A 20,282-nucleotide genomic window follows, 5' to 3' on the forward strand; every position below is an offset into this window, starting at 1 on the left:
GGCAGCTTTAACAGCATTTTCCTCAAGTGGTTTGGTGATTCTTTCTTCACAGCCAAACAAAGAAAACCTGCGGATGCCCCCTTTCCGTAGGTCTCATTTGACTTTTCACCCGCCATACTGATTGGGTAGGCAGCGAAGGTCTCAGTTTGGCAGGTTGAAACGATGTCACCTTTGCTAGGTACTATAACAGTAGTTGAGACGCTATCAGCCTAAAAATGTTCTGAATGAACGGAAGTCTTGAAGATTTCACGCAAAGACGCAAAGTTTTTCTTAGCATCATTAACTCTTTGCAAAAAAAAATTACGTACTCATAGACACTTCAAAAAATGTTGGTTCATTGTTCCTCCCAGCTATAGTTAGCCAGTTTACCTAAAAAGAGAATTGCTCCTATAGTGTTAACAGCAAGGGTCATACCATCGTTTAGTGAGTCACTCAAGCGTACTGTCAGTTTTTTATTAGGTCGTGATGTTTGAGGTTGGAGAACGGTAAAGTTTTCATTTTGCAAGGTATCGATGCGATCGCAAAGTGCATCCTTTTGCCCAACCTCGCTTCCTGGGCTTGTGCTGTTGTTCTGTAATAGGGAAGGGACTTCTGGCATAAATTCGTTGGCAATAGGCAGACTATCGCACTTCTGGTCTAAGTTTCCAGTATTTCCTGTATTATCTTGCTCTGGTTGGATTTGAGTTAATGTAGAAAAAATTTTGTTTTCTTGTTGAAGCTGATTTACAATTTGGCTGAATAAAGCTTGATTATCTTCTTGTAATTTAGCCAAACCGATCCCACTAACTATTACCCGAGCATCAGAATTTTCTTCTATCAATCTAACCGTTTCTTTATCCTCTGTTTGCTGACTTTGTGTGGATGGTACTCCGACAATTTCCAGTTCAATATCGATAGGTACTTTTAACATCATAGAGACATTAATCTTTTGTCCTTTTGAATAGCTGTTTGGATTGGGTGATATAGACATAAGTTTTGGAAATTTTGAGTTTCGGTAATTGAAAGTCTTGAAAAAGAAAGAATTTAGAAAGAGATTATTCTTTTTTTAGCGATCGCATAGTTTAATACCGTTTCACGCTAATCACAATCAATATAAATTTTGTAGAGACGAGCCATGGCGCGTCTCTGTACTATCGATTTGTATGATCCTTTTCGTGAAATGGTATAAAACAAGTAACTCAAAACTAAGGATTTATGACAGATTGTCAATAAAATCGACTATCTAAAATACAGCAGATTACAACGCTGAGGAGGTACAGGTTGTTGTAAGGGCAAACAACCGTTTGCCCCTACCCATGTACTTTATTTACTTGAAAAATGCTGTATGTCTGTTGTGCAAGCAATTAGTACTTGTCGTAGCCATTTTGCTGACATACGGGTGGTAATGCTCGTACTTCTGGATTGAGGTAGATATCTGGTTCGAGGTAAACAGCAACTTGCTCGCGCACAGAATCAGGTGTTTTGACGGCTACCGTGGGTTCGATGTGGATGGGAATGTTTAATTTAATAGGCACGGTAAATTCACAAGCTTTATAAGATTCAGCTTTGTATTCAGACATTGGTTTGACTCCTTTGGTTGGTTAAAAATTGTGTGAATAGAGAAATTGGTTATGCTTCTGGTGCATTTTGATATGTAGGTAATTGGTATTTTTCATAGCCATTTTGATGGCAAACAGGTGGAACTGCCCGCACTTCTGGATTCAAGTGAATATCTGGCTCGAAGTAAACAGCCACTTTTTCGCGGACAGCGTTAGGTGTTTTAATGGCTACTGTGGGCTCAATATGAATGGGAATATTTAATTTGATGGGAACAGTGAATTCGCAGGCTTTATAAGATTCAGCTTTGTATTCAGACATTGGTTTGACTCCTTGAGTTGGTTAATAATGTGAATGAAAAATATTACTTATGACTGTTCTGTAGTTTGTTGTGCGGGCAACTGGTATTTGTCATAGCCATTTTGGTGACAAACAGGTGGAACTGCTCGTACTTCTGGATTTAGGCGAATATCTGGCTCGAGGTAAACAGCCACTTTTTCGCGGACAGCGTTAGGTGTTTTAATGGCTACTGTGGGTTCAATTTGGATGGGAATATTTAATTTGATGGGAACATTGAATTCGCAAGCTTTGTAAGATTCAGCTTTGTATTCAGACATTTTTTTGACTCCTTTAGTTGGTTAGTAATGTGAATAGAGAAATTGGTTATGCTGGTTGTGCAGTTTCATAAGCAGGCAACTGATATTTGTCGTAGCCATTTTGGTGACAAACAGGCGGAACTGCCCGTACTTCTGGATTCAGGCGAATATCTGGTTCGAGATGTATGTGTACTTTCTCACGAACAGAATCAGGTTTTTTGAGAACTACTGTCGGCTCAATATGAATGGGAATGTTTAATTTGATAGGCACAGTAAATTCACAGACGTTATGAGAAGAATTAACGTTGTATGCAGACATAATCTTGGTTGTGTTCTTAATAACAAATTGTTACGAGCTAAGGTTTGTTAAGCTTAGTTTGCTTGCCTTAATAGCTCTTTTTATAGAAAGCAAAAACTAATTACCGATTTCTCATCGAGTTAACCTGATTTGCTTACCTTCAATCTTTAATAGATGCAAGCAAAATTTACTGATGCACTTTTTTAAGTGAGTGAGAGAGAAAGCGTGAAAATGCTTTTTAGGTAAAGGGTTTAACGCTTCAGATTGCCTAAAGACAGATTCCTGAGTCACTTAAGATTGTTGTAGAGATGGGTCATATCATGTCCGGGTAAAGACTTATCATTAAGGCAGAGGGGGAGAGGGGGGGAGAGGGAGAGGGGGAGCGAGCGCTTCTAGTTGAGCGAACTTATACCGTAGAGTTGGGTTTGTCCAAATTTATCTAATTGTGGGTAACTTTGTCCAAAGTTTTAGAAGCGGTAAGAGGCAACTATGTACATTTCTGTTGGGGATTCAAACCCCTACCGATTGCGAGCAACGCCATATACCTAGGTCGGGCTATCCTTCTTACAGTACTGGCTCCCGTGTAAACGGTGGGGTTTTAGATCCCGAGGGCTGAAGTCAAAACTTGGCTCTTGCAAAAAATTATTTGCTACTCGACAATTACAGAACTTGTCCCCTGAATTGAAACTTCTGAAGTAGCTAATATATGACGACGCTTGAACGCAATTGACTTCGACTTTGTCTCAGGTAAAACAGCTACTGCAATATCGTTACGCCAGACTAAAGGCATAGCATGTTGTTGTAGATGATTTATAGAAACAACTAACTCATGCCAAGGACAGACAATAGTGCTTTTTTGACAATCAAAGTGGCCTAGATGAAGCGGTCCACCCCGATGAGGACAATTATCTGTTACTAAGAATATGCCGTTGTCTAAGGATATGAGGAAGAAACGCCTATTATCATGAATCAGAAAGTTTAATAGATGCGGATCGAATTTTACAACAGGCATTTTTGATAGTCTCCGATTGAATAGATGTTGTACACGCATTCTTCGGATTCAATGATGGCTCCATGCAGTCGATTATGCTGAATGACCGTGCCTTCGCCAGCATTGAGTATTGTGTAGCGATCGTGACCTGTAACGAACTTCATTACACCTGACTGAATATAACAAAGCTCATCACCATCATGAACGTGAGTCACTGACAATTCACCGCGAGGCTCAATAAACTGCTGCATCTTCGGATTGATGCTACCATCTTGAATTTTCGCGTAGACTGACGATCCTAAAGCTTTGTACTTCAGCCCGTCGTCAGCCCAATGCACCTGGTCAATGAAATCTTGGTCGGCTATTTCAGATATGAGACTGGCTTCCTCAAAACCCCGCACAATATCAGGAATTATTCCTTCACCATAAACGGCGATCGCTGGTTTAATCAGCTTTTCCAGCACCATTCGACTGTGATGATAATCAATATGGACATGTTCGCTAAAATAGCGGTTGTTAATGCTTGAACCAAAGATTTTCTTCATGGTTTTAGCAGTAAGTTCGCAGAATTTGATGAAGGTTGTTTCTGCGTAAAAAATGGCTCCTAAATAGCGGAAGAATTTCGAGTGGTCGGCGCAGATGTAATTGAAGTAATTATTTAACATCAGCGAAGATGTTAAATAGAATTGCCAATAACTGTGTGGCGTTGATTCTAAACCAATACTTTCGAGTGTTTCTTCAAATAATTTGCTGTGTTTTGTCTGATGAACACCGTAGCCGTATTCGTCAATAACAATCTTAAATAGCTCTGATTGCAGAGAACCATAGTAGCCCAAAATATTCCTAGACATTGCTGAAGATTCAACTAGGAAATCACCAGCTAATTGAATCAAAAAGGTTTTGGCAGCATGGACTGGATCTGTCGAACCTTCGATTGTTTCCATTACCCGACTGTTTTCTGTCTTTTTGACGGTTTCTATATACTCTTGGAAATACTCCTCAACAGCAGCAACACTCCAATTACCAGTCACAGATATTTCAGTATCAAGGAATGAGAAAATATAGTGTTCCAACCAAGGTTTGATAATATTCCCTAAAGCCAGAAGTTTTGAATCATAAAACTTGTCAAAATCTTGGCGTTTATGAACAAAATCATGTTTCGGCAGGAAGACAAAATTGCTTTCATACACAGTTAGCAATGTTCGATTAGCAGTCAGACTATTGTAAGTCAGCAAATTCTTTCGGTTTAAAGGTTTTGAAAAGTCCAAATAATGGAAAATGTGCGGTCGCAAAGTTCGATGATAGGGATTGTCTTCAAGCAACCATTCCTCTGTATCCTTAAATAGGTCGCATTTGCCATATTCAACTAAACATGACTTGAAAAAATCATAGTCAGTAATGTTCAGAGCAGCAGAGGTCTCTTGCGACAATCGAGTTTTTGTTTGCATGGTATTTTTTACCTACTTAATCTAAATAAAAATGGCTAACAGTTTTGTTGACTTGACAGACAAACGACTCAAAAGAGATCTTCAAAGTCAACGTGAGTCAAAAATGATGCAAGGGGTTCGAGCGCGTTTCAAATCATCGCTACATAGAGAAAAGTTTCTAAGGTTGTGCGATCGCAAGAAGCTGATATCTTAAATTTCAGCTTCAGCAACATTTTTTACATCCTCTTATTTTCAAAGGCTTTGGTAATCTGAAAATCGATATTAGTATCGCTTTGCCGAACCATTAATTTCAACAGCTCGTCCTTTTGAACAATCATGGGTTGTTCAAAGCATTGCACTGCTTGCATCCAGTGTGATTTTTCGTTATTTACTGCATTGCTTAAAACAACTCCGTTACCTAAATCCAACTCAAACCAAAAAACAACACCATGAACAGTCCCGTTGTGTTGGACTTGTACACATATTTCTTTCTGACGTGGTTTCAGTGAATCGACTCGGAAATCGAATTCAAATGCTGTGGTGGGTTTACTTAATAAGCGATGTGGCCAAATCCACAGCCGAACTGGAAAATACCCAGATGTAGAGAAGACATTGAACGGCGAAACATCAAAGTTAGTTGCGTCGGATGCAAAATTCAGATTGTGTACTAAATGGCTTTCTAACAAGCTAAACTTAACTACTGCTTTAGCTGGAACGATTGTTGCATCTGGAGTCAACAATGCTTGCCGAGCGTGACGAATGATTGGCAATATACCTTCACCCACAAGCCCACAATCAACGGTTTCGGTGATTAAAACATCGGCTCTTTGAGCTAAATCTAGACCAACGACAAGATCGTCTGACTTTTTCGAGACAATTTTAATCTGGTCTTTAAATCCATTGATAGCAATGATTTTCTTAGCCATCTGTGCGATTGGTTGTATCATTTCACAGGATGTTACACTAGCTCCATGACGAGCAGCCATCATCGCCAGTAATCCCGAACCCGCTCCTATGTCTAGCACTGTGCAATTTGGACGCACAATATGTTTTATGGCAGTTTCAAATGCTTTATTACGTTCAACATCATTAAGCATAGCAAAGTGCCAGCGCGGGATAAGTGATTGCCAACTCACGGGGTGAAGTACACCTACAGATTCCGCACGTGTAGAATTTGGATTCACGAAAAATTCTAAGTTATCCCCGCTAGTGCTATTTTGATTTTCAACCCTAGATATTTGCATTTTCGTATTAACTCCCGAACATTGTTGCATTTATTTGTAATGGAAATGTATGCACCCTTGTAGGTTTTTAATTTTCCTTATGGATTGGGGGTGGAGAACTAGGAATTATTCTATATAAGCAATACCGTTCCTGAATCAAATCTGACAGTTCAACGTTATGTTTGGTATACTTCTTGGCAATAGAGACAACTAACTTTAAATTAGCCTCCATCATTTTACGTTTGGCCATTTCGCCTGCGGTTATCGCTTGTTGTAGCTTTGAGACCGTTTTGGGATAGTCGCTACCAAGAGAAATTTTAACTTGCTTAACCCACTCTTCATGGGTTGGAAAACGGTTTAACTGATTAAATAAGCTAGATCTCACTTCATACAATGCTATTGCTAACTGTACTTGTTTGCCGTATTGAATTTCTTGGTCGCGGGTCAGTAAAGGAATTCGACTAATTTGTTGCAAATATGCAGTTGTAGCGTTTGTCACAGTCTGAGTCATGGTAAGAATCCTCATTTAACGAAAGGGTTGTTTTTCCGTCTTTATATTTTTAGTTTCCATGTACAGCCCTACTTCCGTGGGCGAAGAAGGATAAGTTAGAGTGAAGTTAACAAAAAGTTTTTAGATAAGTTGCAAAATGCTGGCAACCTCGTAGCGGCGTGAAGAGTGCGATCGCAATGTCAAATTTATCTTTCCAATTTCTTTACAATTGTTACTTACACTAAATTTAAAGCATAAGTTGTTTATTAGTTTTCTCATGACTAAGGGCTACAACATCAATTGCCTTGATATAAAATTATGGAGTCAGTTTCTTTCATTGGCTCAGCCTTACTGGTTTCCCCTTGGTAAGCATAGTGCTTTGATAACTCTAGGTCTTTTATCATTGTTATTACTATTTCTTACTACGTCTTTATTTTTATTTACTTATGCTTTTTTATAGTTCGATCGTACTTTCTTTCCTAAGTTAACAGAAGAAATAGCTCCTGGATTGTTTGGCACTTTAAATTAATGTCGGAAACGTTAAACACTACGATTCGAGCTTCATGTTTGGACTGTTTACGCGATCGCTGCTCATTTTGTTCTCCTTTTGGTTAGAGAAGCTTTGATTTCTCCCCCTTCCCTACAAGGGAAGGGGGCTGGGGGGTTAGGTTTTCTGTTAGCTTTTCCACATGACGTGAAAAGTCAGATTCTTTATTCAGCTATATTTATTAGTATGAAAAGTATGAAAAGCAAGAAACGTAAAAACTTTTGTATAGAATTCTCCACTTGAAAAGTGGGAAAAATAAAATCTTTTGTTAAAAAAATGTTAGAAATGTCTAAAAAAATCAACTTCTGATGTCAACAAAATTTACCGGCGGTTGTCTGTGTGGGGCTGTCCGCTACGAATGTTCAGCCGAACCCATTGCAATGGGGAATTGCCACTGTCGCGATTGTCAACGGGCGGCAGGAAGTGCCTGTGTTTCCGCGCTTCTCGTGCCGCAGAATTCACTCACTATCACTGGAGAGGTGAAATACCGTAATGTAATTGGTGATAGCGGAAGCATTGTTGGTCGAGGCTTTTGCCCGAACTGCGGTTCCCGATTATTTAGCAAGCCCCCGATCCCCGAGCTTATGGGTATTACGGCAGGGAGTCTTGATGACCCAAGCTGGTTCCGACCTGCGATGGACATTTACACAGCTAGTGCCCAGCCTTGGTATTACATGAACCCGGAGTTGCCCAAGTTCGCTAAAATGCCACCAATGTAGCATAGTTTACTGGTGGGCAGTGCCCACCCTACGTCTACTACGTCTACAAAAGAGACACTGCTTACGAATCAGCCATCGCTTCTGCCGTCTTCTGCTTATCCAACTTGAGAACCAATACTCCCAAGGGTGGCAAACACAAATCCAGTGAATAGGGACGACTGTGCAATGACCAATTATCCGTCCACTTACCGCCTAAATTCCCCATATTGCTACCGCCGTACTGACGGGCATCGCTGTTGAACAACTCGGTATAAAACCCTGGTTCTGGAACACCAATGCGATAGTGAGAATGGGGTTGGGGGGTAAAGTTACAAACCGTGACAACGAAATTCTCCGAGTCTTTGTCTCTACGGATAAACGACACGACGCTGTGCCGATTGTCGCTACAGTCAATCCACTCGAATCCTTCTCTAGCAAAATCCTGAGTGTACAAAGCTGGTTCAGAACGATAGAGATGGTTTAGGTCTTTAAAAAACTCTTTGAGCTGTTGGTGCGGTTCATATTGGAACAGGTGCCAGTCCAAATCGCTCCAAACGTTCCACTCACTCCACTGCCCGAACTCCATGCTCATAAACATGGTTTTCTTTCCGGGGTGGGTGAACATGTAAGCGAACAAACAACGGACATTGGCAAACTGCTGCCATCTATCTCCGGGCATTTTGCCGATGATGTTGCTCTTACCGTGTACCACCTCATCGTGGGACAGCGCCAACATATAGTTTTCACTGTGGTGGTACCACATACTAAAGGTGACGTTATAGGAACTACAGCGATTCGAGATGCTGCTGAGTTGCGGGTGAAAGAGAGCGATCGCATTGCTGTCATGGCGCACCAACTTAACAAAATGGGGGCAAAAGTCACAGAATTACCTGACGGTATGGAAATTACTGGAGGTACCCCCCTCTCTGGCGCTGAAGTCGATAGCTATACCGATCACCGCATTGCAATGAGTCTGGCAATTGCTGCCCTTAACGCTTCTGGTACTACTCATATCCAGCGTGCGGAAGCTGCAGCAGTTTCTTACCCGGAATTTGTTACCACGCTGCAACAGGTTTGTGGTGGATGAATGTGTGGTTAGTGGTTGGTGGTTATTAGTAGCTACTAACTACTACCTACTAACTACTAACTTTTCTCAGACCTACTCTTCAGGGCTAAGTATCTTTGGAACTTTAAAAAAGTCGCCTTCTTGCTCGGGCGCACTCTGAAGAATGGCTTCGCGATCGCTATAGGGTTGTAAAGTATCCGACCGTGTTACATTGCTAACATCAATTGCCCGTGCTGTTGGTGGCACATTGCTAACATCCAACTCATTCAATTGCTCAAAATAGTCAATAATGCTTCCCAACTGGTTGGTGAATCGCTCTTCCTCTTCTGGTGTCAATTCTAACCGAGCCAAAAGAGCTACTTTGCGAACTTGTTCACGGTCAATCATAGTTAGTCCTTAATCATTCGTCATTCGTCAATTGTCATTAGTCCTCAGGCAATGACACAGAACAAAGGACTAATGACAATTGATTAAAAGAATACGTCAATTTGAGAGCGCCCAGTCGTTTTTAACCAGTTTTGGGCTTCAATGTAATTATTGGGAGCCAAGCGGATAGCTCTGAGCCAGTAATCGGCAGCTTGGTCAAAGAGTGATTCTCCAAGGTCTTCGTTTCCTGCTTCTTTTGCCTTTTCTCCCTGGTAGTGGTAAATAACAGCGATGTTATTCAAGGCTTGAGGTAGGCTTGGGTTGCATTCTAGAGCTTGGTGATACAGTTCAAGGGCTTTTTCGTGCTCGCCGTTACTAGCGTAAATTAACCCCATATTATACAGGATATAGCTGCGATCGTTGGGGTCCTCTTCTAGTTCTAGAGCTTCTTTATAGTTGTCCAGGGCTTCGGCGTATTCTCCCTCTGATTGTGCCGACATTCCATCTCGGTAGTAAGCAAAGGCTTCTTTTGCTCTCTGATTTGCTGGCAAGATCTTGAGAATCAAATCCGCCATGACTGTAAAAGTTTTGTCAATGAAATTATCTTTTCTTTGGGTTCTTGGCATATCGAGATTGTATGAAGGTGCGCCAACATGATTGCGATCGCAAATCTGTAGCCAGCGCTTGGGTGCTCGCTACAAGTCTACTGCTTAATAGCTAATCTAACTGATTTGCACCTGTATTTTCCTTACAATGACTTAACACAATCTGGGCTATTGTGCCTGGGATTGTTAACCACAGTGCCTACTGGGTAAGCAGTCATTGCTTCAGAAGGATAGGGTTGCAATAGTTGTTGTAGCATCTCTGGTACCTTTAAGAGCGGATCTAACCAAAAATCGTAATTCTGCTGCTGAAGAATCACCGGCATGCGATCGTGAATTGGTTGGAGCAATTCGTTGGCGACGGTTGTCAAAATCGTGCATGAGGTTATTGTTTCTCCTTGAGGCGATTTCCATTGTTCCCACAATCCCGCAAAACCAAAAGGATTTTCATTTTGCAAACGAAAATAAAATGGCTGCTTTTTACCATCACGTTGCTGCCACTCGTAAAAACCGTCTGCTACTACCAAACAGCGCTGGCGTTTAAAAGCTGTGCGGAAAGCTGGTTTTTCTGCTACTGTTTCCGATCTAGCGTTGATCAATTTCGATCCCATTCCTGGGTCTTTTGCCCATGAGGGAATTAAGCCCCATCTTAATGAGTGCAATTCACGCCGATCGCTTTCTTGGTTATACAACACTGCCGCTACCATTTGCGTAGGTGCAATATTATATTGCGGTTCTAGGTCGGGGGCTTTTTCAAGATGGAAGCTTTGTGCTAAGGCTGTTGCTGGCTGGCTCAAAGTAAATCTTCCACACATACTTTTTTCCTCTACCAATGATTAATATTAAGTATTTAATATCCAAGCAATAATTATTACTTTTATTTTTTATTTTTCAGAGAATTCTCATTTTTAGTAAAATGCTCTATATCTGTAAATTTTATCATATTCATTTGTTTTTTTCGATAATATGCTGTATTTTTACAGCATGACCAATCAACAAATTCATCCCAATTTTTTTTGGCATGGAAACCCTGCGTTTGTATGATTTTTTACCCTCTGGTAATGGCTACAAGATACGTCTTTTATTGACACAAATTGGTATGCCATTTGAGAGAATAGAGGTTAATATCACCAAAGGTGAAAGCCGAACGGCAGATTTTTTAAGTAAAAATCCAAACGGCAAGATTCCTGTTTTGGAAGTAAAACCAGGGAAATACTTAACAGAATCAAATGCCATCATGGTGTATCTCAGTGAAGGAACGGAGTTTTTGCCCTATGAACCCTTTTTACGAGCAAAAGTACTTCAATGGTTGTTTTTTGAGCAGTACAGCCATGAGCCTTATATCGCTACATCAAGATTTTGGATTTCCATTTTAGGGAAAGCTAAAGAATATAGTGCAACTCTAGAGCAAAAACGCGAACCTGGTTACGCGGCCCTAGGAATCATGGAAAAACACCTATCGAACCATAATTTCTTTGTAGGAGAGCGATACACTATTGCTGATATAGGTTTATTTGCTTATACTCATGTGGCTGAGGAAGGGGGATTTAATTTGTCACTTTTCCCAGCAATTCAAGCATGGATAGAACGAGTAAAAGCACAACCAGGACATATCAGTATCACAGAAGAAATAAAACCGTTCCAAATTGCTGAGTGCTAAGTTATTGTCAGAGACTGTCTAGCTGAACAATACACCCAGATGCCCGCAGATAGAACAAAGCATTGTCGCCATTCATCTGCGTTCATCTGTGGTTCAAAATCCAAAACAAATAGTATCGGTTTATCAATTCCCATCAATTTCGACTAACTTTTGCCGGGATGATAAACCCGATTTAATTCTAATATAAGATTTTGGCACATCAAATTTTTTTGCAAGTAGTTTAACGAGCTCTTCGTTAGCCTTACCATCAACAGGAGGAGATTTTAAATGTACGATAAGACTGCCATCTGTTTCTTCTTCAATCCTTTGATTTTTTGAATTAGGTTTAACTTTGACTTTTTTTTGCATAATTTTTTCCTGGAATTTTTTGCAACCACAACCAACCTAAAAGACAGCCCAAGAGGTAATGAGGAAAATCCCACCAAGCAAAAGTGGTGCCAATTAACCATTTACCTATTAACGTAGCGCGAAACTCTTCTAAGAGAGGGGGATGCCACAATTGTAAAAATTCTAGTATACAGGTAATAAGAAAAACCCATAAGGGAATTTGCCAGACAGCTGCTTGATTTCTAAAAAATAAAAATGCGAACAAGCACCAAAATATTTCGTAAAAGACTGCTGCCCCGTAATTATTCACCCATTGATGGGCAGGACCGACATAATATTTAAAGAAAAAGCCCATCGCTACGACGATGAGCAAAGATGAGAGGATATAAAGGTTTGGAGGTTTTTTAGAAAGCATTGGCAATAGATTGGGTAACAGGTCTAACGGATAAAGTATCATTTTGAACGATGGCTAAACTATCCGCTACATCTGTTAAGATATGCGATCGCCGCTATGGGTAATTTGGATTCCCGTTACCAATGACAGCAATTTTATGGCGGTAAATTAATTCACCACCGTACCAACCTGAAACCCCAAGAAGTGTAGCTACAACAACTGAGATAGCGAGTCCCCAAGGCAATACAGCCGATACGGGATTATTCCATCGCAGTGCTAAGTTCACAATACTCAACAGCAGCGCAGCGACGTTAAGAATCAAATGTGCCCAGCCAGCAGTGCGCTTGCGAACACGGGGTATCCTTAAAAAGTCCACAATACCAGTTAAAGCTGCCGCTACACCTCCTACCAAGCCACCAACGATTAACCAAAAAGAGGCGCGTGCCCAAAATACATCCCCGGCAAACCAAAAGACGGCATCCGTTAACAGCGCCCCGACAAGAAAGGAGATGGGGAATTGGACGAGAATTGGATGTATGGGGTGTCCGACGACTGAAACCGTACTGGTAACACCAGTATCGCGAAACTCTCTGTTATCACTTTCTAGAAAAGCTGGAATATTTGGATAGGGTGTCGTGTTTCTTTCTTGAGTTTCCGTCATGTCTCTTCCTGTAATTGTATGGAATAAAAGAGTCTAGCGATCGCGGATGGGGTTAGGGAATAGGGTACACACAAGGGTGAAAGCTTGCACCCTAGCCCTTAACTCCCGAACTCCTCAATAATATTATCCCGTAGGAATTTGCTCTACAAAAGCCTCTGTTTGGAGTATCAATTTCCCTTGTTCAACCTCTAGCTGTTGAATTCGGAGAGACATTCCTTCTAAATCGAAATTACTCAAATTTAATATTTTACTAGTTGCATTTACTAAAGCTTTTGTCAAATCTGGAGATATTTCTTGTGTATCACCATACTCTACATTTTCCAGCGAAACTGTTTGTCCATTTGCGCTCACTTTAGGTACTGCAGAAAAGGCTACTTTGTGAGTTTCATTAGTTTCTTTCAAACTTAAAGCAGCACTCAACGTAACTTTACTATTACCGGGTAAATGAAAATCGACTTGTTGGGGAACAATCGTCATGAATTGCCCATCGATCTGAATTTTTTGCTCTTGCAACTGCGAGCTTATATACTTAGAGTTGAAGGCACGGTTAATATCTTCTTCAATGAGAACAACCCGTGCCCTACCTTTAGTCGGTTTGGTCAGTTCTATCTTTCCAAAAGCTGCATTCAGGGGATTGATGGCGACGTTACCTATATGCATTTCTATTTCCTCCATACGGAGGTCTTTTTGCATAACTAGACCTTCACCTTCTATCGTCACTGCATCCACTTGACCTTGAACCAGTTTGAGGGGATCTGTTTTAATATCTACATTCAAATTTTCAACTTCATCTAACTGGCTAGATAACCCTATTTCTGCAGCTTTATTTAGCGCCTGCTCTCCCAGTCCAGGACTGTCGGGCATTATGTTTTAATCTCCTATTTGACCTTCTTTGCGTCAATCTAGAAAATTGGCGTAGAAAATTAATCTATCTTGTGGAATAATCAAGATTCTTTAATTATCTATCTAAAAGTACATTTAGGCTTTTTTTCAGCAGAATTCTCTTTTTTCTACCCGAAGTTTTCCAACCTATCGGTCAAAAGAAAGATGGAGCCTAAATGATTATTGTGCCAATTTTAGATTGGAAACGATGAAAAACAGAACTTTCCAGAGGGGAACCAAAAATGGTTGCAACTTTAGATGATACAAAGCGTTCTGCTATTGCCATTAAGCTAGCAGATATGAAAGCAATTCAACAGTTAATCATTGAGAATGAGCAACAGTTGTTGAGACAAATCAGCGATTCAGATATCGCCGATCGCATCCGGAAGATGCTCGATGACGATAACAAGAACATGGGCGTTCTGGAAACTGTCATTGGTCAATATGGTATCCAAGCTGAGCCTGAAAAAACCGTTACACAAATGGTTGAAAAGGTTCGCCAATTGCAGCAAAGCTCTGAATTGAGCTTGTACGAAAAGGTTTTTCAGCATGAATTGCTCAAGCACCAGCAAGTGATGAGCGGCTTAACCATTCACAAAGGGAAATCTCAAGTAAAGTGATTTTCAAACACAAGTTTAAGCCAAGGTGCGCTCGCTCCTCGGTCTCTCTTATACAGTTTTAAGTGTTGGCTTAACTTTAACCTTAAACATCTGGCATAGGGATGACCCGCAGGAACTTGACAATCTCGCCTCGGACTTCCAAGCCAATTAAATAATCATCTACAGTAAAACGATAAAAAATCCCCTCGGGGTCAAGCTGTCGCATCTCCGGTAAGCAGTGCAGCACCCCCTTTTTGGCAAACTCTATAAAAACAAAATCATAAACCCGCTGGTATGCCGCAGGTTCTAGACTTTTAAGATCTCTTAAAAAAGACCTTGCGTAGCGCACTTCCATTCTCACAAATCGTCACCATTAATTACTGTCATTTGTCATTTGTCCTTTGTCCTAGGTTCACGGTCCAGTACAAATGACTCTTGACCAATGACTAAGAATGACCTTCACCATTTAACTTCATTTGTACTAACCTACTTAACTGTCAACAGCGAACGGTGAGGAATGAGCAAAGCCTGAAAATCCCCCCGTCTAGGAAAAAATCAACAGCCGCATCGCTTCTTCTTGGGTTAAAGTGTCCCAAGGTTGCTGCGATCGCTTGACTTCCTGTATAGCTTTAAGCATATAAAAGTCACAATGCATGGAGTGAACCGTATTCCAAAAACTCTCTAGGTCTTCGTCGGCTAACTGCTCAATTAAATGATGGATTCTAATTCTTAGCAAGTTCATATGTTACAACCCCAACCACGCTCAATTATAGTGTTCCCATAACGATGGTAATGCTTAACAATCTCAAGGGGGAGTTAGTCGTTATTGGATAGCAGTTAGTAGCTTTTTAACCACTAACCACTAACCCCCAACCACTAACCACTAACCGCGAACTTCTTATGGCCGAGTATCTGATTTTTCTAACGATTTCTACGTCAATTTTTGCTTTGTTCGGTTTGGGGCTGAATTTACAGTGGGGTTTTACGGGCTTGATCAACTTTGGTCATGTCGCCTTTATGACATTGGGGGCTTACACTACTACACTGTTAACCCTGAAAGGCATTCCCATACCCCTATCTGCCCTCATTGGAGCTATTGTAGCGGCTTTTTTGGGACTAATTATCGGTTTTTCCACTCTCCGGTTGCGGGAGGATTACCTGGCAATTGTGACTATCGGTGTCGGCGAAGTGATTCGGCTTGTGGTCAACAACCAGAATTTACCCGTGGGAAACGAGTGGAAACCGGGGTCCTTTGGCGTGCAAAGTTATCCCATCCCTCTGGCGACTCTTGTACCGAATATATTTGTTAAACTTTTGATGATTGCCCTATTGACTCTACTTGCTGTTATTAGTTTGTGGCAATTGTGGCGGTGGATTCGCGCCTCTCAACAGTTACACGCTGATTCCAATAAAAAAACAGCTAAAAAGCAAGAGTTTATATCTCGCCTAATCGTGGGAATTTTGTTGGCATTACTGATAGTAGCCATTTACATTTCTGGTGCGGTTTCTTTGTACAATTACACCCCAAGCGCAGGTTTGATGCTGCTGTCTCTCATTGTATTGGCTTTTGTATTCTGGCGGCTGGAAATTTTGCTGCGATCGCCTTGGGGTCGTATTCTCAAAGCCATTCGCGAAGATGAGGAAATTCCCAAAGCATTGGGAAAAAATGTCTTTTGGTACAAACTACAATCCCTAATGTTGGGAGGTGCAATTGCGGGTATTTCTGGTGCTTTCTTTGCATGGCAACTTGCGGCAATTTATCCGGATAATTTTCAACCCCAGATTACTTTTGACGCCTGGATAATGATAATTCTAGGTGGTTCTGGCAATAATCTCGGCACAATCTTGGGTGCTGTTATTTACTTTATTTACTATGAAGGTACGCGTAATTTAGATAGAATCATCGCTTTGGATGCAGACCGTTTAAGCGCACTCCGGATTATGATTATAGGTCTACTTTTAATGGTACTGATGATTTCGCGTCCTCAAGGTATCTTAGGGAAAAAGGAGGAACTTACCCTTGGTAAATAAAGAGCCATCCCAAATACCATTGCTGTCAGCAACTGGGCTTTGTAAAAGTTTTGGCGGTATTAAAGCAGTCGATAATGCCGAAATTCAAGTGCCCTTTCGTAGCATCACTGGCTTGATTGGTCCTAATGGTGCTGGCAAAACAACTTTATTTAACTTACTCTCAAACTTTATCCGCCCAGATAAAGGACGGGTGGTTTTTGACGGTACACCCATTCAACACTTACAGCCACATCAAATCGCTAGCGCCGGTATGGTCAGAACCTTTCAGGTTGCTCGAACTTTATCGCGGTTGTCCGTGCTGGAAAATATGATGCTGGCGGCTCAAAAACAAACGGGTGAAAACTTTTGGCAGGTGCAGTTCCAACAACAAACAATCGCTCGGGAACAAAAGGAACTCCGCGAACGAGCCATGTTTCTATTAGAATCTGTCGGTCTGGTACACAAAGCACAGGACTATGCTGGAGGTTTGTCTGGGGGACAACGCAAGCTACTGGAAATGGGAAGGGCGCTCATGACCAATCCCAAGTTAATTTTGTTGGATGAACCAGCTGCAGGGGTGAATCCCAGATTGATTGATGAAATATGCGATCGCATCACTACCTGGAATGAGCAGGGCATGACCTTTCTGATTATCGAGCATAATATGGACGTCATCATGTCCTTGTGCGATCGCGTTTGGGTACTTGCAGAAGGACGAAATCTCGCTGATGGCACTCCAGAGGAAATTCAAAATAATTCACAGGTTCTAGAAGCTTACCTCGGCAAATCCGCTTAAAAGCCACAAATTTAACTTAATAAATAGATTTTACTCTCATCTCGGGTGGACATTACCCACCGTCTCTAACGTAGGGTGGGCACTGCCCACCCTACTCACCGCTAAAGGCGTTAATGCTACACCGACAGGCATGAACCTCAAGCTTGCTTAACAAACTCCAAGTTCGGGATTGAATAACACCATTACTCACCAAGTAATGTTCTGCCTGAAATGCTCGCACTGCATTCTCTGTTTTTGCCCCAAAAAGACCGTCCACTTTTCCGTAGTAGTAACCACCAGCTTTCAATGCCTCTTGAACTGCTTTGACTATCGCCCCCTCACTGCCAAGACCAAGTTCTGGCAGACTGTTAGTTCCATTGTGTAAATATTCCCAGGTTTCCTTTCCTACAATCCCATCTACAGTCAAAAAAGCAAGGCACTGCAAGTATTTCACCGCATTTTGGGTTTCTCGGTCAAAGTAGCCTGTTGTGGAAACCGACATGGGATATGCCGATACAGTGTCCAGTTGAACCAGTTTTTGATTTAAAGCTTTTTGCATTTCTTTGACAATTTGACCGAATGCACCAAATTGTAAAATGGGTCGTTGAGTAGGGTATTTAACTATAGCAGGCATAAGCAAAGTGTTTTTTATGTTTCAGGAGATTTTTTTAAGACTGATAAAACAGTCTTCAAAGTTCCCTACATGCAACATGGATAGAAAAGAGTACCTTTCAGGGTGATTTTTTTTGGGTTGAGTGGTGTTATTGGGTTTAAGGTGTTGGTTGTGTTGGGTTTCGTTCCTCTACGGGTTTTGATGTTGGGTTTCGTTCCTCAACCCAACCTACGACATTGATATTTTCAGAAAAATTAATTAAAATTATCGAGAATTTTTTGAGGGGGCTACCAAAGTCAGGCTCTATGATTGCTTATAAAGCTGCAAAAATTATTATCGTTTGTACCATCTTTTGGAATTCAACTTTATTTACTCAAGTAGAAGCTAGCCCAAAACAATTAGATTCTCCTCCCGAGTTTGGGTGTCGTGAGACAACAACAGATACTCCTCTTTTTACACAACGCACTACAACATCTCAACAAATTGAAATTGTGGAGAAAGGTAACCAAGTTTTGTTACAAGAATCTCCTCGAAAAGGTCTTCAAATGATTGCAGTTTTTGAGCCAAGAACAGAAAAATACGGGTATGTTCAAACGAAAGTACTGGATTTTTGTGATTCATCTAGAGGGATAGATGAGAACAATGAACTTATTGGTATATCCTGTAGGAGAATCAGAGGCGCGAAGAACATAGAGTATGAGGTTTATCCCAAACCTGATAAGAACTATACGCCAATTGCAATAGTAAGAAGCGGACAAAGATTAATGGTGAGAGTAAAGCCAGATGGTAATGTTGTGGCTTTTAAAAATAAAGATTTAAACTGGGTGCAAATAGACCTTTATGAAACTCCGATGTTAGAAAGATACAATTTTTCTAATGGCGAGACTGGATGGATAGAAAATCAAGACCACATTGGTTATTGCTCTTAAGTGGGTCGTCATTTGTCCTTTGTCCTTTGTCATTTGTCGTTTGTAAGAGTTTTAGCTGTTTTATACTCCTTAACATAATTGATTTTGTTTTTACCAACTTATGCCACTTTGAAAAAGAATGCAACACATTGATAATACCCCTCCCTAACCCTCCCCTTATCAAGGGGAGGGAACTAAATATACTATATTTCTCCCCTTTATGAGGCTATGGTTCTTGTAACTAACCAATTACGAAAATTGGGATGATAGAAACTGTATTTCATTTCCCTGCCGATTTGCTGTTGTTGCAAAAACTCAAACCAACTATCTAACACTTCTTCTACGTCATACTCATCTTCATTGATTGTCTTGGCGATTTCCCTAACTGACATTCCCTCTTCCGCAACTGCAAGAATCCGCAATATTTTCCCAGCAATATCTGATAAACCTTCTCCTTGCATTGTTTGCCAATGTTGGGTAAAGGCTGACTCATCATCCCAGTTTTTTAAGTCATATTCAGATAAATCGAGAATTTGCGATGGCGCTTCGATTAATAAACCAGATTTTTCTGTTTTGAAGGGACGACGGGTAAGGAGAAAATAAATCCCTTTGGGAAGATATCGGGGGAGATACAACAGGTTTGTTCCTAGTGGTTGGTTATCCGGGTTGATTGCATCTAACGCATCAACGGCGATAATTAATTTTTGGTTGGGTGCGAGTTGGTCGCTAATTTGCTGTAGTAATAAAGACAGATGTAGAGACGTAATATTTTGTGTCTCTACCATAATATTTAGCATATCAAAAATTTGGGTAAAAACATATTGAAGAAATTCATCAACAGTATTTTTCTCTTCTACTTGGGCGTTGTAATAAATAATATTGAGATTCGGGTTGGGATTGGAACTGACGAATTTAGCAAGGATGGCGCTTTTACCGCTACCGGGAGAACCAACAATGGTGAAATAACCCCGGTTATATTTGTGGAGAAAATTATCTATGGCACTAAACACAAATTCACAGTTAAGAAAATTCTTACTTTTTTCCCAGATAATTTGTTGAAATTCTCTCTGTAATTGAGGTGAGGTATTCATGGCTGTACCTCAATATTTTCTAAGCGGAGAAAATGTACTTTTCCTAACGAGTCACCTGCAATGATTGTAGTATTATCTGGAGCGATCGCACAGCAACTTATACTCCCTTCACCTATAAATGTAACTCTTTCCTTTGCGGTTGCCAATTCCCAAATTTTGATTGTGTTGTCATCAGAACCAGAAACGACGTATTGACCATCGCTGCTGAGGGCAACTGCATAAACCGAGTGATTATGACCGGTGAGGGTGTGAATTTCCTTTGCGGTTGCCAATTCCCAAATTTTGATTGTGTTGTCAAAAGAACCAGAAACGACGTATTGACCATCGCTGCTGAGGGCAACTGCATTAACCCAGTCATTATGACCGGTGAGGGTGTGAATTGGGAAAATATTCTCAGTATGAATACTGATAGTGCCTTGTTCTAGCATGATTGGTAATCTTTAGAGTCCAAGTATCTGAATGATAACTGAGGTAAGAGCCCCTTAGTTCTCAGTATCTGAGTAATAACCCTATCTGGTGGAG

Annotated in this window: 27 protein-coding genes and 4 pseudogenes; 8 read left to right on the forward strand and 23 right to left on the reverse strand. The window is 40.8% G+C overall.

Annotated elements, in window-relative coordinates:
* Window positions 1-334: 334 nt before the first annotated feature.
* The 8 genes and pseudogenes from ACYRY3_RS07065 to ACYRY3_RS07100 form a co-directional block, all read right to left on the reverse strand.
* Window positions 335-970, reverse strand: a complete 636-nt coding sequence (locus ACYRY3_RS07065) for a hypothetical protein (protein ID WP_460200994.1) — start codon at window positions 968-970, stop codon at window positions 335-337.
* 373 nt (window positions 971-1,343) lie between these two features.
* A complete protein-coding gene (locus ACYRY3_RS07070; protein WP_460200995.1) occupies window positions 1,344-1,559 on the reverse strand; it encodes a hypothetical protein in 216 nt (71 codons plus the stop codon).
* Window positions 1,560-1,608: 49 nt separating this feature from the next.
* Window positions 1,609-1,857 carry a hypothetical protein gene (locus ACYRY3_RS07075; protein WP_460200996.1) on the reverse strand — a complete coding sequence of 83 codons (249 nt, stop codon included), beginning with the start codon at window positions 1,855-1,857 and terminating at the stop codon, window positions 1,609-1,611.
* Window positions 1,858-1,904: 47 nt separating this feature from the next.
* On the reverse strand, window positions 1,905-2,153 hold the full coding sequence (locus ACYRY3_RS07080; RefSeq protein WP_460200997.1) for a hypothetical protein: 249 nt from the start codon (window positions 2,151-2,153) through the stop codon (window positions 1,905-1,907).
* Window positions 2,154-2,199: 46 nt separating this feature from the next.
* Window positions 2,200-2,451, reverse strand: a complete 252-nt coding sequence (locus ACYRY3_RS07085) for a hypothetical protein (RefSeq protein ID WP_460200998.1) — start codon at window positions 2,449-2,451, stop codon at window positions 2,200-2,202.
* Between the two features lie 628 nt (window positions 2,452-3,079).
* Window positions 3,080-3,220 (reverse strand): hypothetical protein, encoded by a 141-nt coding sequence (locus ACYRY3_RS07090; RefSeq protein ID WP_460201033.1) that lies wholly within the window; start codon window positions 3,218-3,220, stop codon window positions 3,080-3,082.
* A gap of 42 nt (window positions 3,221-3,262) precedes the next feature.
* Window positions 3,263-3,481: pseudogene (locus ACYRY3_RS07095) on the reverse strand (Rieske (2Fe-2S) protein); the annotation flags it as partial.
* Window positions 3,430-4,869 carry an iron-containing redox enzyme family protein gene (locus tag ACYRY3_RS07100; RefSeq protein ID WP_460200999.1) on the reverse strand — a complete coding sequence of 480 codons (1,440 nt, stop codon included), beginning with the start codon at window positions 4,867-4,869 and terminating at the stop codon, window positions 3,430-3,432. The gene ACYRY3_RS07100 and the pseudogene ACYRY3_RS07095, both read right to left, overlap by 52 nt.
* Window positions 4,870-4,900: 31 nt before the next feature.
* On the opposite strand from ACYRY3_RS07100, the gene ACYRY3_RS07105 reads away from it, so the two are divergent.
* Window positions 4,901-5,062, forward strand: a complete 162-nt coding sequence (locus ACYRY3_RS07105) for a hypothetical protein (protein WP_460201000.1) — start codon at window positions 4,901-4,903, stop codon at window positions 5,060-5,062.
* A gap of 22 nt (window positions 5,063-5,084) precedes the next feature.
* Here ACYRY3_RS07105 and ACYRY3_RS07110 read toward each other — a convergent pair whose 3' ends face one another.
* A complete protein-coding gene (locus ACYRY3_RS07110; protein WP_460201001.1) occupies window positions 5,085-6,092 on the reverse strand; it encodes a 50S ribosomal protein L11 methyltransferase in 1,008 nt (335 codons plus the stop codon).
* Between the two features lie 67 nt (window positions 6,093-6,159).
* Window positions 6,160-6,582 (reverse strand): sigma-70 factor domain-containing protein, encoded by a 423-nt coding sequence (locus ACYRY3_RS07115; protein WP_460201002.1) that lies wholly within the window; start codon window positions 6,580-6,582, stop codon window positions 6,160-6,162.
* An 834-nt stretch (window positions 6,583-7,416) separates the two neighbouring features.
* On the opposite strand from ACYRY3_RS07115, the gene ACYRY3_RS07120 reads away from it, so the two are divergent.
* Window positions 7,417-7,827 carry a GFA family protein gene (locus tag ACYRY3_RS07120; protein WP_460201003.1) on the forward strand — a complete coding sequence of 137 codons (411 nt, stop codon included), beginning with the start codon at window positions 7,417-7,419 and terminating at the stop codon, window positions 7,825-7,827.
* Between the two features lie 61 nt (window positions 7,828-7,888).
* Here ACYRY3_RS07120 and ACYRY3_RS07125 read toward each other — a convergent pair.
* Window positions 7,889-8,584 (reverse strand): annotated as a pseudogene (locus ACYRY3_RS07125) (alpha amylase C-terminal domain-containing protein); the annotation flags it as partial.
* 3 nt (window positions 8,585-8,587) lie between these two features.
* On the opposite strand from ACYRY3_RS07125, the pseudogene ACYRY3_RS07130 reads away from it, so the two are divergent.
* Window positions 8,588-8,893 (forward strand): annotated as a pseudogene (locus ACYRY3_RS07130) (3-phosphoshikimate 1-carboxyvinyltransferase); the annotation flags it as partial.
* A gap of 72 nt (window positions 8,894-8,965) precedes the next feature.
* On the opposite strand, the gene gatC reads toward ACYRY3_RS07130, so the two are convergent.
* The 3 genes from gatC to ACYRY3_RS07145 form a co-directional block, all read right to left on the reverse strand.
* Window positions 8,966-9,259: an Asp-tRNA(Asn)/Glu-tRNA(Gln) amidotransferase subunit GatC gene (gene gatC, locus ACYRY3_RS07135; protein ID WP_460201004.1), complete on the reverse strand. Its 294-nt coding sequence runs from the start codon at window positions 9,257-9,259 to the stop codon at window positions 8,966-8,968.
* Window positions 9,260-9,342: 83 nt separating this feature from the next.
* Complete coding sequence (locus tag ACYRY3_RS07140) at window positions 9,343-9,864, reverse strand: photosystem I assembly protein Ycf3 (RefSeq protein WP_460201005.1); 522 nt, start codon at window positions 9,862-9,864, stop codon at window positions 9,343-9,345.
* A 122-nt stretch (window positions 9,865-9,986) separates the two neighbouring features.
* Window positions 9,987-10,655 (reverse strand): SOS response-associated peptidase, encoded by a 669-nt coding sequence (locus ACYRY3_RS07145; RefSeq protein WP_460201006.1) that lies wholly within the window; start codon window positions 10,653-10,655, stop codon window positions 9,987-9,989.
* A 206-nt stretch (window positions 10,656-10,861) separates the two neighbouring features.
* On the opposite strand from ACYRY3_RS07145, the gene ACYRY3_RS07150 reads away from it, so the two are divergent.
* Window positions 10,862-11,500, forward strand: a complete 639-nt coding sequence (locus ACYRY3_RS07150; RefSeq protein WP_460201007.1) for a glutathione S-transferase family protein — start codon at window positions 10,862-10,864, stop codon at window positions 11,498-11,500.
* Between the two features lie 123 nt (window positions 11,501-11,623).
* Here ACYRY3_RS07150 and ACYRY3_RS07155 read toward each other — a convergent pair whose 3' ends face one another.
* The 4 genes from ACYRY3_RS07155 to ACYRY3_RS07170 form a co-directional block, all read right to left on the reverse strand.
* The gene (locus tag ACYRY3_RS07155) at window positions 11,624-11,848 is read right to left on the reverse strand and encodes a DUF167 domain-containing protein (RefSeq protein ID WP_460201008.1); all 225 of its coding nucleotides are present in this window, start codon (window positions 11,846-11,848) and stop codon (window positions 11,624-11,626) included.
* Window positions 11,826-12,242 carry a ribosomal maturation YjgA family protein gene (locus ACYRY3_RS07160; RefSeq protein WP_460201009.1) on the reverse strand — a complete coding sequence of 139 codons (417 nt, stop codon included), beginning with the start codon at window positions 12,240-12,242 and terminating at the stop codon, window positions 11,826-11,828. Before ACYRY3_RS07160 ends, ACYRY3_RS07155 begins: the two co-directional genes overlap by 23 nt.
* A gap of 94 nt (window positions 12,243-12,336) precedes the next feature.
* A complete protein-coding gene (locus tag ACYRY3_RS07165) occupies window positions 12,337-12,882 on the reverse strand; it encodes a DUF2231 domain-containing protein (protein WP_460201010.1) in 546 nt (181 codons plus the stop codon).
* A gap of 123 nt (window positions 12,883-13,005) precedes the next feature.
* Window positions 13,006-13,746 carry an LmeA family phospholipid-binding protein gene (locus ACYRY3_RS07170; protein WP_460201011.1) on the reverse strand — a complete coding sequence of 247 codons (741 nt, stop codon included), beginning with the start codon at window positions 13,744-13,746 and terminating at the stop codon, window positions 13,006-13,008.
* Window positions 13,747-14,006: 260 nt separating this feature from the next.
* Between ACYRY3_RS07170 and ACYRY3_RS07175 the strand changes: the two are divergent.
* Window positions 14,007-14,378, forward strand: a pseudogene (locus ACYRY3_RS07175) (hemerythrin domain-containing protein); the annotation flags it as partial.
* Window positions 14,379-14,466: 88 nt separating this feature from the next.
* Here the strand turns inward: ACYRY3_RS07175 and ACYRY3_RS07180 are convergent.
* Both ACYRY3_RS07180 and ACYRY3_RS07185 read right to left on the reverse strand, forming a co-directional pair.
* Window positions 14,467-14,718: a cytotoxic translational repressor of toxin-antitoxin stability system gene (locus tag ACYRY3_RS07180; RefSeq protein WP_460201012.1), complete on the reverse strand. Its 252-nt coding sequence runs from the start codon at window positions 14,716-14,718 to the stop codon at window positions 14,467-14,469.
* Between the two features lie 189 nt (window positions 14,719-14,907).
* The gene (locus ACYRY3_RS07185) at window positions 14,908-15,105 is read right to left on the reverse strand and encodes a hypothetical protein (protein WP_460201013.1); all 198 of its coding nucleotides are present in this window, start codon (window positions 15,103-15,105) and stop codon (window positions 14,908-14,910) included.
* 158 nt (window positions 15,106-15,263) lie between these two features.
* Here ACYRY3_RS07185 and ACYRY3_RS07190 point away from each other — a divergent pair, with 158 nt between their 5' ends.
* Together ACYRY3_RS07190 and ACYRY3_RS07195 are read left to right on the forward strand one after the other, a co-directional pair.
* Window positions 15,264-16,394, forward strand: a complete 1,131-nt coding sequence (locus tag ACYRY3_RS07190; RefSeq protein ID WP_460201014.1) for a branched-chain amino acid ABC transporter permease — start codon at window positions 15,264-15,266, stop codon at window positions 16,392-16,394.
* Complete coding sequence (locus ACYRY3_RS07195; RefSeq protein WP_460201015.1) at window positions 16,384-17,169, forward strand: ABC transporter ATP-binding protein; 786 nt, start codon at window positions 16,384-16,386, stop codon at window positions 17,167-17,169. The genes ACYRY3_RS07190 and ACYRY3_RS07195 overlap by 11 nt, the downstream gene beginning before the upstream one ends.
* A gap of 91 nt (window positions 17,170-17,260) precedes the next feature.
* Here ACYRY3_RS07195 and ACYRY3_RS07200 read toward each other — a convergent pair whose 3' ends face one another.
* A complete protein-coding gene (locus ACYRY3_RS07200) occupies window positions 17,261-17,782 on the reverse strand; it encodes a peptidoglycan-binding domain-containing protein (protein WP_460201016.1) in 522 nt (173 codons plus the stop codon).
* Between the two features lie 215 nt (window positions 17,783-17,997).
* Between ACYRY3_RS07200 and ACYRY3_RS07205 the strand changes: the two genes are divergently transcribed.
* Window positions 17,998-18,690 carry a hypothetical protein gene (locus ACYRY3_RS07205; protein ID WP_460201017.1) on the forward strand — a complete coding sequence of 231 codons (693 nt, stop codon included), beginning with the start codon at window positions 17,998-18,000 and terminating at the stop codon, window positions 18,688-18,690.
* A gap of 197 nt (window positions 18,691-18,887) precedes the next feature.
* Here the strand turns inward: ACYRY3_RS07205 and ACYRY3_RS07210 are convergent, their stop codons facing one another.
* Both ACYRY3_RS07210 and ACYRY3_RS07215 read right to left on the reverse strand, forming a co-directional pair.
* Window positions 18,888-19,760 carry a P-loop domain-containing protein gene (locus ACYRY3_RS07210; RefSeq protein ID WP_460201018.1) on the reverse strand — a complete coding sequence of 291 codons (873 nt, stop codon included), beginning with the start codon at window positions 19,758-19,760 and terminating at the stop codon, window positions 18,888-18,890.
* Window positions 19,757-20,188: a WD40 repeat domain-containing protein gene (locus ACYRY3_RS07215; protein ID WP_460201019.1), complete on the reverse strand. Its 432-nt coding sequence runs from the start codon at window positions 20,186-20,188 to the stop codon at window positions 19,757-19,759. The genes ACYRY3_RS07210 and ACYRY3_RS07215 overlap by 4 nt, the downstream gene beginning before the upstream one ends.
* Between the last annotated feature and the right edge of the window lie 94 nt (window positions 20,189-20,282).

This window comes from Scytonema sp. NUACC21 (assembly GCF_054684315.1).

Bases quoted from the DNA above. Each gene is read 5' to 3' on its own strand.
- ACYRY3_RS07065 (WP_460200994.1), bottom strand. From the start codon at position 970: ATGTCTATATCACCCAATCCAAACAGCTATTCAAAAGGACAAAAGATT.
- ACYRY3_RS07070 (WP_460200995.1), bottom strand. From the start codon at position 1,559: ATGTCTGAATACAAAGCTGAATCTTATAAAGCTTGTGAATTTACCGTG.
- ACYRY3_RS07075 (WP_460200996.1), bottom strand. From the start codon at position 1,857: ATGTCTGAATACAAAGCTGAATCTTATAAAGCCTGCGAATTCACTGTT.
- ACYRY3_RS07080 (WP_460200997.1), bottom strand. From the start codon at position 2,153: ATGTCTGAATACAAAGCTGAATCTTACAAAGCTTGCGAATTCAATGTT.
- ACYRY3_RS07085 (WP_460200998.1), bottom strand. From the start codon at position 2,451: ATGTCTGCATACAACGTTAATTCTTCTCATAACGTCTGTGAATTTACT.
- ACYRY3_RS07090 (WP_460201033.1), bottom strand. From the start codon at position 3,220: ATGCCTTTAGTCTGGCGTAACGATATTGCAGTAGCTGTTTTACCTGAG.
- ACYRY3_RS07100 (WP_460200999.1), bottom strand. From the start codon at position 4,869: ATGCAAACAAAAACTCGATTGTCGCAAGAGACCTCTGCTGCTCTGAAC.
- ACYRY3_RS07105 (WP_460201000.1), top strand. From the start codon at position 4,901: ATGGCTAACAGTTTTGTTGACTTGACAGACAAACGACTCAAAAGAGAT.
- ACYRY3_RS07110 (WP_460201001.1), bottom strand. From the start codon at position 6,092: ATGCAAATATCTAGGGTTGAAAATCAAAATAGCACTAGCGGGGATAAC.
- ACYRY3_RS07115 (WP_460201002.1), bottom strand. From the start codon at position 6,582: ATGACTCAGACTGTGACAAACGCTACAACTGCATATTTGCAACAAATT.
- ACYRY3_RS07120 (WP_460201003.1), top strand. From the start codon at position 7,417: ATGTCAACAAAATTTACCGGCGGTTGTCTGTGTGGGGCTGTCCGCTAC.
- gatC (WP_460201004.1), bottom strand. From the start codon at position 9,259: ATGATTGACCGTGAACAAGTTCGCAAAGTAGCTCTTTTGGCTCGGTTA.
- ACYRY3_RS07140 (WP_460201005.1), bottom strand. From the start codon at position 9,864: ATGCCAAGAACCCAAAGAAAAGATAATTTCATTGACAAAACTTTTACA.
- ACYRY3_RS07145 (WP_460201006.1), bottom strand. From the start codon at position 10,655: ATGTGTGGAAGATTTACTTTGAGCCAGCCAGCAACAGCCTTAGCACAA.
- ACYRY3_RS07150 (WP_460201007.1), top strand. From the start codon at position 10,862: ATGGAAACCCTGCGTTTGTATGATTTTTTACCCTCTGGTAATGGCTAC.
- ACYRY3_RS07155 (WP_460201008.1), bottom strand. From the start codon at position 11,848: ATGCAAAAAAAAGTCAAAGTTAAACCTAATTCAAAAAATCAAAGGATT.
- ACYRY3_RS07160 (WP_460201009.1), bottom strand. From the start codon at position 12,242: ATGCTTTCTAAAAAACCTCCAAACCTTTATATCCTCTCATCTTTGCTC.
- ACYRY3_RS07165 (WP_460201010.1), bottom strand. From the start codon at position 12,882: ATGACGGAAACTCAAGAAAGAAACACGACACCCTATCCAAATATTCCA.
- ACYRY3_RS07170 (WP_460201011.1), bottom strand. From the start codon at position 13,746: ATGCCCGACAGTCCTGGACTGGGAGAGCAGGCGCTAAATAAAGCTGCA.
- ACYRY3_RS07180 (WP_460201012.1), bottom strand. From the start codon at position 14,718: ATGGAAGTGCGCTACGCAAGGTCTTTTTTAAGAGATCTTAAAAGTCTA.
- ACYRY3_RS07185 (WP_460201013.1), bottom strand. From the start codon at position 15,105: ATGAACTTGCTAAGAATTAGAATCCATCATTTAATTGAGCAGTTAGCC.
- ACYRY3_RS07190 (WP_460201014.1), top strand. From the start codon at position 15,264: ATGGCCGAGTATCTGATTTTTCTAACGATTTCTACGTCAATTTTTGCT.
- ACYRY3_RS07200 (WP_460201016.1), bottom strand. From the start codon at position 17,782: ATGCCTGCTATAGTTAAATACCCTACTCAACGACCCATTTTACAATTT.
- ACYRY3_RS07210 (WP_460201018.1), bottom strand. From the start codon at position 19,760: ATGAATACCTCACCTCAATTACAGAGAGAATTTCAACAAATTATCTGG.
- ACYRY3_RS07215 (WP_460201019.1), bottom strand. From the start codon at position 20,188: ATGCTAGAACAAGGCACTATCAGTATTCATACTGAGAATATTTTCCCA.